Here is a 12,292-nt window from a genome sequence, read left to right on the forward strand (position 1 = left end):
CTACTCGTCGGAGTCGCCGTCGTTGACGTCGCCGTCCTCGGCCGGCAGGCCGTTGGTCCCGGTGCGCGCGGACGGGGTGACGCCGCGCGGGCTGTTCTTGACGAACTCCACGAGCTTCATGACCTGCGGCACGTGGCCCAGGCTCTCCTGGACCTCCTCGAGCGCCTCCTCGCGGATCATGTCCGAGCGGAAGATCTTGCGGTAGGCCCGCTTGAGCGCGGTGATCGTGTCGCGGTCGAAGCCGCGGCGACGCAGCCCGATCTTGTTCAGACCGTGCAGCTTGGCGCGCACGCCCGTGGCGATGGTGTAGGGCGGGATGTCCTGCCCGAAGCCACCCATGGCGCCCAGGAAGGCGAACTCGCCGATGCGCACGAACTGGTGCACGCCGCTCATGCCGCTGACGATGGCGCCGTCGCCGATGGTCACGTGGCCGGCGAGGCTCGACGCGTTGGACATGATGACGTTGTCGCCGAGGATGCAGTCGTGGGCGATGTGCACGTAGGCCATGAGCAGGCAGCGCGAGCCGATGACGGTCTTGCCGTGGCCCTGGACCGTGCCGCGGTGGATGGTCACGAACTCGCGCACGATGTTGCCGTCGCCCATCTCCACCCACGTCTCCTCGCCCTTGAAGCCGAGGTGCTGCGGCTCGCCGCCGATGATGGCGTAGGAGTGGATGTGGTTGTTGGCGCCCATGCGGGTGTACGGCTTCACCTGGGCGAAGGCCTCGAGGACGGTGCCGTCGCCGATGACGACGTTGTCCCCGACCATGCAGTAGGGGCCCACGACCACGTCGGCGCCGAGCTTGGCGCCGGGATGGATGCGGGCGGTTTCGTCGATGCTGGTAGCCACTAGATATCCCCCCTGCTCACAAGGGCGGCGGAAAGGGCCGCCTCGGTCACGACTTCGCCGTCGACCAGGGCGGTTCCGCGCATCTTGAAGAGCTGGAATTTGCGTTTGAGTTCGTCCAGGCGAAGCACGATCTGGTCGCCGGGCACCACGGGGCGCCTGAACTTGACCTTCTCGATGCCCGTGAACATGAAGATCTTGTCGGTCATGTCGAGGTCGAAGCTGCGGAAGACGAGGATGCCTCCGGCCTGCGCCAGGGCCTCGATCTGGAGCACGCCCGGCATGACCGGCAGGCCGGGGAAGTGTCCCTGGAAATACGGCTCGTTGATGGTCACGTTCTTGATGGCCTCGAGCGATTCGCCAGGGGTGCAGGCCACCACCCGGTCCACGAGCAGGAACGGGTAGCGATGCGGGATGTACTGCATGATCTGCCGGACATCGATGGGAAGCGTGTTTGCGTTCTCAACCGTCATTGTCGTCTGTCCCTCGCTTGCGCAATTCGGAAATTTCCTTCTCCAGCGCGTTCACGCGCTTGACCAGTTCCGGAAGCTTCGGCAGGAGAACGGCGTTGCGCAGGAACGCGCCGTGGTCGTAGGCCGGAGAGCCGCTGACGCGCGCCCCGGCGGGCAGGCTCTGCCCCACTCCGGACTGCGCGCCCACGATGGCGCCGTCGCCGATCTCCAGGTGCCCCACCACCCCGACCTGCCCCGCCAGGATCACGCCGCGACCGATGGTCGTGCTGCCCGAAACGCCGACCTGGGCGACCAGGATGGAGTGCTCGCCGATGCGCACGTTGTGCGCGATCTGGCAGAGATTGTCGACCTTGGCCCCGCTCCTGATCTCCGTGGTCCCGAGCGAACCGCGGTCCACGGTGGCGTTGGCGCCGACCTCCACGCCGTCCCCGATGACCACGGGACCGATCTGGGGCACCTTGACCAGTCCCTCCGGCCCCTGCGCATAGCCGAAGCCGTCCGAACCGAGCACGGCGCCGGGATGGCAGATGACGCCTCGGCCGAGCTTGACCCCGGCCATGAGCGTCACGCCGGGGTAGAGCGTGGTCCCTTCGCCGATCTCGCACTCCTCGCCTACGTAGCAGTGGGGGAAGATGCGCGCCCCGGCCGCGACACGGCTGCGCGGGCCCACGAAGGCGAAGGGATAGACCACGGCCTCGGGCGAGACCGAGGCCTCCTCGTGCACGAAGGCCAGCGGGCTCGTCCCGGATCCCTGGCAGCCCTGCGGCGGCGCGAAGAGCGTGGCGATGCGGGCCAGGCTCAGGTAGGGATTGTCCGAGACGAGCGCGCAGGGCACGTCACCGGCGTGCTTCTCGGACACGATGACGCAGCCCGCCTGCGTGGTCTTCAGCGCAGGGGCATACTTGGGGTTGGCCAGAAAGCTCAACTCGTCGGGGGACGCCTTCTCCAGGGTGTTGACCCCCTGGATCTCGCGATCCTGCCCGACGAGCCGAAGCCCGAACCGAGAGGCCAGCTCGGACAATGTGATGCGCATACGCCTACTTCTTGTTTTTCCAGGCCGTGTTCAGCGCGGAGATGACGTCGTTGGTCACGTCGACGGAATCGTCGTAGTAGAGCACGTTGTTCAGCGGCCCGGCAGCGTCCAGGATGACCGTGAACTTGTTGCGCTTGGCGTAGTCTTTGACCACGTCGGAGAGCATCTCGAGCACCGGGGTGGTGGCCTCCTGCTCGTCGGACTTCATCCGGCGCTGGTAGGCCATGACCGTGTCCTGGTAGTCGCGCACGCGGCGCTTGAAGGCCATCTCCTTGTCCTGACGGGCCTCGGGAGTCATGGCCATGCTCTGCTTCTGCATGTCGTCGCGCATCTTCTCGATGTCGCCCTTCTGCTTCTCGATGTCGGCCTTCATCTTCTCGAACTTGGCCTGGAGGGTCTTCTGCACCGCCATGCCGGGCTCGGACTTCTCGACGACCGACTTCAGGTTGACCACGCCGATCTTGAGCCCTTCGGCAAAGGCCGGGGCCTGCAGGGCCAGGAGGCAGAAGAGTGCAAGGCCGATGACTTTGCGCATACCATATACTCCTTGATTGTTTGACTCGTACGTCGTTAGTGCGTTCCGGGCGCCTAGAAGGCGCCGCCGATCTTGAATTCGATGCGGCCGGTGCTGGAACTGTGGCTCAGCTTGTCCAGCGGATAGCCGTACTCGATGCGCAGCGGGCCGAAGGGGGAGTTCCAGCGCATGCCCAGGCCCACGCTCTTGTACATGCCGAGCGGCAGATTGGAGCCGCCTTCCTGCTTGGTGTCGTAGAAGAACGACTGGCCGTCGTCCCAGGCGTTGCCCATGTCGAAGAAGGTCAGGCCCCAGATGTTGAGTTCCTTGGCGATGGGGAAGAAGTACTCCACGTTGAAGAAGAGCTCCTTGTTGCCGCCGATGCGGTCGTCCGAGGCCGCGTCGCGCGGGGAGATCTTGTTGCCCGAGTAGCCGCGCACGGTGTCGATGCCGCCGAGGTAGAAGCGCTCCCAGGGCGGGACGTCGTCACCGTTGACGTTCTCGCCCACGTAGCCGATCTGGCCGTGAACGTGGAAGATGGTGCCGGCGAAAAGCTTCGTGAACCAGTGGCTGCTGTAGACGTACTTGACGAAGCTCGTGGTGCCGCCGAGCGGACCGCCGTCATAGTACATGTTGACCTTGTTGACCGTGCCCTTGGTGGGCATGAAGTTGTCGTCCGTGGTGTCGCGGGTCGCGCCGACGTCCACGGTGCTCGACCAGTTGACGCCCTTGAATTCCTTGAGCAGCGCCGCCGAATCGTCGTCGATGTCGTAGATGTCGAAGCGTTCGAGGGAGTAGCCGGCGGACACCCTCGTGTACTCGCCGATGGGATAGGACACGCCCGTGCGGCCGCCGATGGTGGACTGCTCGTAGTCGTCCCAGTTGTACTTGCGCAGGTAGATGGAGTTGGACCACGACCACTTGGTGTCGTTGACGCTCGGGTTGATGAAGGTGACGGTCGAGTTCTGGCTCACGCCGCCCAGCGTGCCGGAGACGGCCAGGGTGTAGCCCCGCCCGAAGAGGTTCTTCTCCTGCACCGTGGCGCCCACGAAGAACTGATCCACGCTCGAGTAGCCCACGCCCGCGCTGACGCTGCCGGTGGGCTTCTCCTCGACCTTGACCTTGAGGTCCATGAGCGCCGGATCTCCGGTGGGCACGGTCTCGATGTCAACGGTCTTGAAGTAGCCGAGCTTGTTCAGTCGCTCCGAGGAGCGCGAGAGTTTCTGGCCCGAGAACTTGTCCCCGTCGCCGAGCAGCATCTCGCGCCTGATGACGTTCTCGCGCGTCTTGGAGTTGCCTTCCACGAGCACGCGGCGGATGTATACTTTCTGTTCCTTCTGGATTTCGTAGGTGATGTTGATGCGCTTGGCGTCGCGGTCGACCTCGGACTGGACTTCGGTCTTGGCGAAGGCGTAGCCGAAGTTGGCGTAGAACTCGTTCAATCTGTGCAGGTCGTCGCGCAGCACTGAGCGGTCGAAATAATCGTCGTCCTTGGCGAGGTCGTCGAGCTTGGTGTGCTCGAGGAGCTTCTCCTTGGGCTCGATGAGGTCGCCCTCGATGTTCACGGTGCCGACCTTGTAGCGGTCGCCCTCCTCCACCGTGAAGGTGATGTAGATGCCGTCTTCCTTGTACTCCACCGTGGGCGGCGCTACCTTGGCGTCGATGAAGCCGCGGTTGGCGTAGTAGGCCTCGAGCACTGCGGCGTCACGATCGAGCATCTCCTCTTTCAGGATGCCCGAACCCGTGATCCAGGAGAACATGCCGCGCTCGGACAGGGCCAGCTCGCCCTTCAGGTCGTCCTCGTCGAGCTGGTGGGCGCCCTTGATGGTGATCTTGCGGATGTAGAGCTTCTGGCCCTCCTTGACGTCGAGGACCAAGCGGGCCGTGCCCTTCTGCGATTCGTCGAGGTGGTAGGTGACCTCGGCCAGATAGTAGCCCTTGCTCTTGTACAGGGCGCGGATCTTGTTCAGGTCGTCGGAGAGGATCTTCAGGTTCAGGACCGAACCGGTCTTGGTGCCCATGACCTCGAGTATGTCGCTGTCGGAGACGGCGTCCGTGCCCTGCACGCTGATGGCAGCGATGCGCGGCTTCTCCTGGACCTTGAAGATGACCTTCTTGCCCTCGGGCTCGTCCTGGACCTCGATCTTCACGTCGTCGAAGTAGCCGAGGTTGAAGACCTCGCGCAGGTCGTTGTTGGCCGTCTGGGGATCGTAGATGTCGCCCTTCTGCATCTTCACGCGCATGAGCACCACGTCGGGATCGAGGTACTTGAGCCCCTCGACCGTGACCTCGGCGATCACGTCCTTGTGCATGAGGGCCATGCGCACGTGCTGCGCGGCCTCTTCGACGGCCGGCAGGACGTTGATCAATCCCTTCTTGGTCACGGAAACGGTCTGATCGGGCTTGGCGCCGAAGCCGTCCACGATGCGCAGATCCAGGTTCAGGGTGTCCCCGATCTGGGAGAACGTCCCGTAGACCGCGTCCTGGGCCTTGGCCAGCAGGGTCAGCTCGCGGATGGTCTTGTCGTCGAAGGTGGTCGCGCCCTTGGACTTGACGAGGTTCGCGGTCTCGTCCTGGGAGACGACCTCGAAACCCTGCTCCTTGAGCTTGTCGCTGAGGAGCTTGGGCAGGCTGTCGCGCATGTAGGCCAGGTCGGGCCCGGCGTTGACCGCGAAGGGCAGGATGAGCAGCCGCGGCGCGTCGACGCCCGGCGCGGAGCCGAGGGCCGATGGCTGGGCGCACAGGGTGGACGGAGCGAAGGATGCGGCGAGCAGCGAAAAGGCGAGCAGCAGCGCGCGAGCGGGATTAGATCGGGCAGGGAGTGTGGGCATTGAGCTCTCCGGCGTGCAGTTCCAGTTGCCTGTCCATCTTGCTGGCCAGTTCCAGGTTGTGCGTCACAACGACCAGCGTCATATCGAGTTCACGGTTGAGTTGCAAAAGCATGTCCCCCACACTGCGGCCGGTGGCCTCGTCGAGGCTGCCGGTAGGCTCGTCGGCCAGGAGCACCTTCGGGCTCAGCAGGACGGCGCGCGCGATGGCTGCCCTCTGGCGCTCCCCTCCGGAGAGCGTGGTCACGGCGAAATCGGCACGCTGGGACAACCCCACGTGGGCGAGGGCCTCCTCGGCCATGCGGCGGGCCTCCTTCCAGGGCAGGTCGGCGATCAGGCCGGGCATGGCGACGTTTTCCAGGGTACTGAATTCCGGGAGCAGATGATGCTGCTGAAAGACGAACCCGAGCTCGCGGTTGCGGAAAGCGGCCCGCTGCCCGGTGGAAAGTCCGGCTAAATCTCTCCCCTCGAAAACGATCTCTCCCCGCGAAGGGGTATCGAGAGTTCCCAAAAGATGCAAGAGTGTCGTCTTGCCAGAGCCAGAGGCGCCCAAGATGGCGAGGGCCTCTCCGCGAAAGATTTTCGCCTCGATGTTGCGCAGGACGTGCACGGTCTCGGTCGGTCCGGCGAACTCCTTGACCACGCCGCGCAGCTCGTACAGGGGCTCGCGCAGGCTATTCATAGCGCAGGGCCTCCGTGGGGTTCAGGGAGGAGGCGCGCTTGGCCGGATAGAGGGTGGCCAGGAAGCAGAGCAGGAACGAGGCCAGGCCGATGATCACGAGGTCCCAGGTCTCCAGCCGGATGGGCAGGTAGTCCACGGGGTAGACGTTCTTCGGCAGCTTGATGAACTCGTACTTCCGCAGCAGGAAGGCCACGGGAAGCCCCAGGCCGAAGCCGAGCACGGTGCCCACGGCGCCGATGATCGTCCCCTGGAGCATGAATATCTTTCTGATGCGCGACTCGGACAGGCCGAGCGACATGAGCACCGCAATGTCCCGGGTCTTCTTCATGACCAGCATGACCAAGGTGGTGACGATGCTGAAGGAGCCGACGAGCACGATGAGCGCGAGGATGATGAACATGGCCGTCTTCTCGAGCTTCATGGCCGCGAAGAGGTTGGCGTTCATCTCCATCCAGGTGCGCACCCACAGCGGGTACTCGATGATCGAGCGGATGGCGTCGCCCACGCTCGCGGCCTGGTCGAGATCCTTCAGGCGCACCTCGAGGCCGGTGACCAGGTCGCCGTCGATGCCGAGCAGGTCCTGGGCCGCGGACTTGGAGACGTAGACCAGGGAGGAATCGTACTCGTACATTCCGGTGCGGAAGATGCCGACCACGGTGAAGAACTTGATCTTGGGCGTGAAGCCTGCCGCGGACTTCTCGCCCGTGGGCGAGAGCAGGCTCACGCGGGCGCCGAGGTGCAGGCCCAGGCGTTCGGCCAGCTCGCGGCCGACGACGACGCCGGGGAACGGCCCCCCCTGGTCGAGGTCGTAGAGCGATCCGGCGACCATGTCCTTCTGGATGGCGAAGACCTTGGCCGCGCTCTTGGGCTCTATGCCGCGCAGGATGACGCCCTTGACCCCGCTGTTGTTGGACAGCATGACCTCGGCGTAGACGAAGGGCGTGACGGCATCCACTCCCGGGACCTTGGCGATCTTTTCGGCCACGTCCTGATAGTCCTTGATGGCGCCCCGGAAGCTGCCGACGATGACGTGCGAGGTGACGCCGACGATCTTTTCCCTCAGGTCGTGGGAGAAGCCGTTCATGACCCCCATGACCACGATCAGGGAGGCCACGCCGAGGCAGACCCCGAGCACGGCGAAGAGGCTGATGAGGGAGATGAAGGCCTGGCGCCTGAGCGACAGCAGGTAGCGCAGGGCGATGAAGAGCTCGAACCGTCCGGTCTTCATGCGGGCGCCCCGCAAAAAAGGCGGAAATCCCCGAACAACCGGATTCCCGCCGCCAGGCGCGCCCGTAAGGGCTTCAGATCGATGGTCTGCTGCAACCAAGCCTCGTCAGGATACGCGAAACATCTGCGGATCATACACAAACACACGGCCGCAAACACACGGCGCCTTGTAGCACCAAGCATGTCCGAGGGCCAGCCCAAAATGGACGGCCTCGGCGCACGTCGGCGGCCCCTCCCGTGCCTAGGATTCGGGGCGCAGGAGGGGAAAGAGAATGACCTCGCGGATGGAGGCCGAGTCCGTGAGCAGCATGACCAGCCGGTCGATGCCGATGCCCTGCCCGGCCGCCGGGGGCATGCCGTATTCCAGGGCGCGCACGTAGTCCTCGTCCATGTAGTGGGCTTCCTCGTCGCCCGCCTCCTTCTCCCTGACCTGCTCCATGAACCGGCTGCGCTGGTCCACGGGGTCGTTCAGCTCGGAGAAGGCGTTGGACATTTCGCGGCCGGTGATGAACAGCTCGAAGCGGTCCGTGACCTCCGGGTTCTGCTCGTTGCGGCGCGAGAGCGGAGAGATGTCCGTGGGATAGCTGTAGATGAAAGTCGGCTGGATGAGCTTGGGCTCCACGTGCATGTCGAAGAGCTTGGCCTGGACCTTGCCCAGACGATCGCCCGAGTAGACCTTCTCGCCCTTCTCCGTGACGTACTTCTTGACCGCGTCGAAATCGTTGTAGAACTCCGGCGTGAGCCCGCCGATCTTCTCCAGCGACTCGTGGAAGGTCAGGCGCTGCCAGGTGCCCGCGGTCAGGTCGACCTCCTGCCCCTGGTAGGTGATGCGCGTGGTGCCGCAGACCTCCTGGGCCAGGTGGGCGAAGAGGTTCTCGGTCAGGTCCATGAGGTCGCGGAAGGTGGCGTAGGCCCAGTAGAACTCACACATGGTGAATTCCGGGTTGTGCTGCGTGGAGATGCCCTCGTTGCGGAACTGGCGGCCGATCTCGTAGACCCGCTCGAAGCCGCCCACGAGCAGGCGCTTGAGGTACAGCTCGGGCGCGATGCGCATGAACAGGCGCATGTCGAGCGTGTTGTGGTGCGTGACGAAGGGCTTGGCCGTGGCGCCGCCGGGAATGGACTGCAGGATGGGGGTCTCGACCTCCATGAAGCCCTTGGCGTCGAGGAAGCGGCGCATCTCGGAGACGATCTTCGTGCGCTTGCGGAAGATCTCGGCCGCGCGCGGCGTGACGATGAGGTCCACGTAGCGCTGGCGGTAGCGGGTCTCCACGTTGGTCAGGCCGTGGTACTTCTCGGGCAGGGGGCGCATGGACTTGGTGAGCAGGTCCAGCTCCTCGGACTTGAGCGTCAGCTCGCCCGTCTTGGTCCGGAAAAGCCCGCCGCGCACGCGCACGATGTCGCCCACGTCGAGCTTCTTGAAGACGCTGTACGCGGCCTCGCCGAGGTCGTCCCGCTGGGCGTAGACCTGGATACGGCCGGTGGAGTCCTGCAGGTGGAAGAAGGCGGCCTTGCCGAAGGAGCGCAGCGAGACGATGCGGCCCGCCAGGGCGAAACGCTCGGCGAGCGTCTCCAGCTCCTCGGCCGGGGTCTCGTTGTACGTCTCCCAGATGCGGCCGACGTCGGTGTCCTTCCGTTTGTCGTTGGGAAACAGGGAGACGCCGTCGTCCTCGAGCAGGACGGCCTTCTCCACGCGTCCCTTGATGACTTCGTTGAGTTCGTCCTTGGCGGCCAGGGCCTGCAGCATGGGCTGGAAGCGCTCGACCGTGGGCGACTTGACCTTGAGCTTAATGGGCTTCGGCGACTTGCCGGTGCTGTCGTTCAACTGAGAACTCCAATGGTGTATCGGTGAACCCGCCTTGGGTATGCGCATTCGATCCCAACGTCAAGACTGGCGGGATGCGAAGGCTGAAGGGCAAAAAAAGTCGCCCCGGCACTTGACGTTGGGGGCCGGATTTGAGTAAAGGCTTTCCTCCGCGAGCACGGATGTTCCCCGGTAGCTCAATCGGCAGAGCGGATGACTGTTAATCATTAGGTTGGGTGTTCGAGTCACCCCCGGGGAGCCACGAAAATCCAAGGCTGGTGAGGGTTAAATACCTCACCGGCCTTTTTCGTTGCTTACCCAAAATTGCCACTTCCTACCCGAATCGGCCGCACCCCGCGACCGTTCCGCGCCCTGGGCGTTTCGGGGGGCAGGAATCGCCGCTTCCCGATTCGGATTTGACCCAGGTCAAGGACAGCCCTTTCGCCGGATGCTAGCGGATGGCCGAGGAGTACTGTCTATGACCGCATCCATGCTCGCCACCACCCTCTTCTCCCTGCTCGTCTTCGCTGCGCACTGCCTTCGCGGCGGCGCCTGGGGCGCGACGGCCGCCCTCGCTGTCCTCGCGGCCGCCCTGTTCACGCGCCGTGCCTGGCTGCGCTGGCCCGCGGCGGCGGCGCTCGGCCTCGGGGCCTTCGTCCTGGCCGCCGCCGCGCGCGACATGCTCCTCTTCCGCCTGGCCGCCGGTCTGCCCTGGCTGCGCATGGTCCTGATCATGGCGGCGGTGATCGCCGCCTCCCTCCTGGCCCTCGGCCTGCTCCTGGGCCCGGCGGGAGGGCGCTGGTTCTCGCGCGACCGGGAATGGTCCGCGCCGCGCGGCGCGGCGGCCGTGATCTGCGCGGCCCTGCTCGGCATCGCCCGGGCCAAGAGCCCCTTCCCGGTGCTCCTGGCCGACCGCTTCCTGCCCGGCTCGGGCTGGATCGAGATCGCGGCCGTGGCGGCCTACGCCTCCTTCGTCGCGGGGCTCGTCCGGGAGCCCAGGGCCGCGGCGCGGCTGCGCCCCCGCATCTGGGGCCTCTTCTCGGCCGTCTTCTTCGCCCAGCTCGTGCTCGGCCTTGTCGGCGTGCCGCACATGCTCATGACCGGGCGCCTGCACCTGCCCGTTCCCGCGCTCATCGTGGCCGGGCCGCTCTATCGCGGCGACGGCCTGTTCATGCCCATCCTCTTCGCCTCCTCGGTGCTGCTCCTGGGGCCTGCCTGGTGCAGCTGGTTGTGCTACATCGGCGCCTGGGACGGCAACGCCGCGCTGCTCTCCGGGAAGAAGCCGAGGAGTCTGCCGGGCCGACTGCTGTGGCTCGGCCGGGGCGGCTCGCTCGTCCTCGCCGCGGGTGCGGCGCTCGGCCTTCGCGCCGCCGGGGTCCAGCCGCTCGCGGCCCTGGTCCCGGCCGCGCTTTTCGGCCTCGCTGGGCTCTACCTCATGCTCTTCACCTCGCGCCGCCTGGGCTACATGGTCCACTGCACCACCTTCTGCCCCATGGGCCTCGTGGGCAATCTGCTCGGCCGCCTCTCACCCTGGCGGATGCGCATCGCCGAGGGCTGCACGCAATGCGGGGCGTGTTCCCGCACCTGCCGCTACGGCGCCCTCGGTCCGGCCGATCTGGCCCGAGGCAGGCCCGGGCTTTCCTGCACGCTGTGCGGCGACTGCCTGCCCGCCTGCCGCGAGCAGCACCTGGGCTACACGCTTCCCGGCGTCGCCGCGCCGCGGGCGCGGGCCGCGTTCCTGGCCCTGGCCGTGGCCCTGCACGCGGTTTTCCTGGCAGTCGCGCGGATTTGACCCAAGTCAATGTACTTGGGGGAAAACCGCCCTACCCTCTTTCTCGTGAATGATGTTATGAAACCACGTTGGAGGACACCATGAAGACGATCAACATTTTCGAGCAGGGAACCTTCAAGCCCCAGGGCTTCGGCAAGCTTTTGGTGCACGACTCCCCCTATTTCCGCATCCTGAACTTCAACTTCGAGCCCGGGCAGGAGCTGCCCGTGCACAACCACGACGTGGAGGGCCAGCTCTCCATCCTGGTGGTGGAAGGCGAGGGCGAGTTCCTGGGCAAGGACGGGGCGGCGATCCCGGCCAAGGCGGGCGACGTGCTCATCGCGGACATCGCGGAGCCGCACGGCATCCGCGCGGCCACGCGCATGCGCGTCATGGTCACCATCGCCCCCACGCTCTAACGCGAACGGCTCAGACTGACAGGAGAATTCATTGAAGGCGAACGTGGAAATTCCCAAGGGCGCCATCATGCAGCGCGGGGGCAAGGTGCTGGGCGTCAAGCCCCGCACCCCCCTCGGCATGATGGGCGCGGACGAGCTGGAGCGGATGGCCGCGGTCATCCGACGCTTCGAGATCCCCTACGTCAAGCTGACCTCGGGCCAGCGCTTCCTGCTCTCCGGGCTCCCGCCCGAGGACATGGAGGCGGCCCGCGGGATGCTCGGCGACATGGCCGGATTCACGCCGCACTACGTGCAGGCCTGCCCGGGCACGGACGTCTGCGAGTTCGGCCTGCGCGACTCCATGGAGGTGGGCCGCCGCCTGGAGGAGCTGCTCGTCTCCCTTGACCTGCCCGCCAAGGTCAAGGCCGGGGTCTCCGGCTGCCCGCGCTGCTGCGGCGAGAGCATGGTGCGCGACCTGGGCCTCGTCGGCCGCCGTTCCGGCTGGACCCTCGTCTTCGGCGGCAACGCGGGTATCGCCCCGCGCGTGGGCGACGTGCTGGCGGACAAGCTCTCGGACGAGGAAGCGCTTGACCTCGCCGCCCGTGTGCTTCATATTTATATAGACAAAGCCCCCAAGAAAATCAGAACTGCCCGTTTCGTGGAACGCATGGGACTCGACGCCTTGAAACGGGAATGTGGATTGTGAACGACGCAAG

Annotated in this window: 11 protein-coding genes and 1 tRNA gene; 4 read left to right on the plus strand and 8 right to left on the minus strand. The window is 65.5% G+C overall.

Annotated elements, in window-relative coordinates; all coding sequences use genetic code 11:
* The 8 genes from lpxA to lysS all read right to left on the minus strand — a co-directional run bounded on the left by lpxA (position 1) and on the right by lysS (position 9,350).
* Positions 1–849 carry an acyl-ACP--UDP-N-acetylglucosamine O-acyltransferase gene (gene lpxA, locus DSX2_RS14990; protein ID WP_020881843.1) on the minus strand — a complete coding sequence of 283 codons (849 nt, stop codon included), beginning with the start codon at positions 847–849 and terminating at the stop codon, positions 1–3.
* On the minus strand, positions 849–1,319 hold the full coding sequence (fabZ, locus tag DSX2_RS14995; protein WP_020881844.1) for a 3-hydroxyacyl-ACP dehydratase FabZ: 471 nt from the start codon (positions 1,317–1,319) through the stop codon (positions 849–851). Before fabZ ends, lpxA begins: the two co-directional genes overlap by 1 nt.
* Positions 1,309–2,352 carry a UDP-3-O-(3-hydroxymyristoyl)glucosamine N-acyltransferase gene (gene lpxD, locus DSX2_RS15000; protein ID WP_020881845.1) on the minus strand — a complete coding sequence of 348 codons (1,044 nt, stop codon included), beginning with the start codon at positions 2,350–2,352 and terminating at the stop codon, positions 1,309–1,311. Before lpxD ends, fabZ begins: the two co-directional genes overlap by 11 nt.
* Positions 2,353–2,356: 4 nt before the next feature.
* Positions 2,357–2,887, minus strand: coding sequence for an OmpH family outer membrane protein (locus DSX2_RS15005; protein ID WP_020881846.1), 531 nt, complete (start codon positions 2,885–2,887; stop codon positions 2,357–2,359).
* 53 nt (positions 2,888–2,940) lie between these two features.
* Positions 2,941–5,697 (minus strand): outer membrane protein assembly factor BamA, encoded by a 2,757-nt coding sequence (bamA, locus tag DSX2_RS15010; RefSeq protein WP_020881847.1) that lies wholly within the window; start codon positions 5,695–5,697, stop codon positions 2,941–2,943.
* Positions 5,672–6,376 carry an ABC transporter ATP-binding protein gene (locus DSX2_RS15015; RefSeq protein WP_020881848.1) on the minus strand — a complete coding sequence of 235 codons (705 nt, stop codon included), beginning with the start codon at positions 6,374–6,376 and terminating at the stop codon, positions 5,672–5,674. Before DSX2_RS15015 ends, bamA begins: the two co-directional genes overlap by 26 nt.
* Positions 6,369–7,604, minus strand: coding sequence for a lipoprotein-releasing ABC transporter permease subunit (locus DSX2_RS15020; protein ID WP_020881849.1), 1,236 nt, complete (start codon positions 7,602–7,604; stop codon positions 6,369–6,371). Before DSX2_RS15020 ends, DSX2_RS15015 begins: the two co-directional genes overlap by 8 nt.
* A gap of 240 nt (positions 7,605–7,844) precedes the next feature.
* Positions 7,845–9,350, minus strand: a complete 1,506-nt coding sequence (gene lysS / locus DSX2_RS15025) for a lysine--tRNA ligase (RefSeq protein ID WP_035042944.1) — start codon at positions 9,348–9,350, stop codon at positions 7,845–7,847.
* A 243-nt stretch (positions 9,351–9,593) separates the two neighbouring features.
* Here lysS and DSX2_RS15030 point away from each other — a divergent pair.
* From DSX2_RS15030 to DSX2_RS15045, 4 genes are all read left to right on the plus strand, one after another.
* A tRNA-Asn gene (locus DSX2_RS15030) sits at positions 9,594–9,669 on the plus strand.
* Between the two features lie 216 nt (positions 9,670–9,885).
* Positions 9,886–11,199, plus strand: coding sequence for a 4Fe-4S binding protein (locus DSX2_RS15035; protein WP_020881851.1), 1,314 nt, complete (start codon positions 9,886–9,888; stop codon positions 11,197–11,199).
* A gap of 80 nt (positions 11,200–11,279) precedes the next feature.
* A complete protein-coding gene (locus tag DSX2_RS15040) occupies positions 11,280–11,597 on the plus strand; it encodes a cupin domain-containing protein (protein ID WP_020881852.1) in 318 nt (105 codons plus the stop codon).
* A gap of 31 nt (positions 11,598–11,628) precedes the next feature.
* Positions 11,629–12,282, plus strand: coding sequence for a nitrite and sulfite reductase 4Fe-4S region (locus DSX2_RS15045; RefSeq protein ID WP_020881853.1), 654 nt, complete (start codon positions 11,629–11,631; stop codon positions 12,280–12,282).
* Positions 12,283–12,292: the final 10 nt, after the last annotated feature.

Origin of the sequence: Desulfovibrio sp. X2 (genome assembly GCF_000422205.1) — a bacterium.
Taxonomy (GTDB): domain Bacteria; phylum Desulfobacterota; class Desulfovibrionia; order Desulfovibrionales; family Desulfovibrionaceae; genus Alkalidesulfovibrio.

What these genes read in the sequence shown, in the direction of transcription:
- fabZ (WP_020881844.1), bottom strand. Translation starts at nt 1,319, where the DNA reads ATGACGGTTGAGAACGCAAACACGCTTCCCATCGATGTCCGGCAGATC.
- lpxD (WP_020881845.1), bottom strand. Translation starts at nt 2,352, where the DNA reads ATGCGCATCACATTGTCCGAGCTGGCCTCTCGGTTCGGGCTTCGGCTC.
- DSX2_RS15005 (WP_020881846.1), bottom strand. Translation starts at nt 2,887, where the DNA reads ATGCGCAAAGTCATCGGCCTTGCACTCTTCTGCCTCCTGGCCCTGCAG.
- bamA (WP_020881847.1), bottom strand. Translation starts at nt 5,697, where the DNA reads ATGCCCACACTCCCTGCCCGATCTAATCCCGCTCGCGCGCTGCTGCTC.
- DSX2_RS15015 (WP_020881848.1), bottom strand. Translation starts at nt 6,376, where the DNA reads ATGAATAGCCTGCGCGAGCCCCTGTACGAGCTGCGCGGCGTGGTCAAG.
- DSX2_RS15020 (WP_020881849.1), bottom strand. Translation starts at nt 7,604, where the DNA reads ATGAAGACCGGACGGTTCGAGCTCTTCATCGCCCTGCGCTACCTGCTG.
- lysS (WP_035042944.1), bottom strand. Translation starts at nt 9,350, where the DNA reads ATGCTGCAGGCCCTGGCCGCCAAGGACGAACTCAACGAAGTCATCAAG.
- DSX2_RS15035 (WP_020881851.1), top strand. Translation starts at nt 9,886, where the DNA reads ATGACCGCATCCATGCTCGCCACCACCCTCTTCTCCCTGCTCGTCTTC.
- DSX2_RS15040 (WP_020881852.1), top strand. Translation starts at nt 11,280, where the DNA reads ATGAAGACGATCAACATTTTCGAGCAGGGAACCTTCAAGCCCCAGGGC.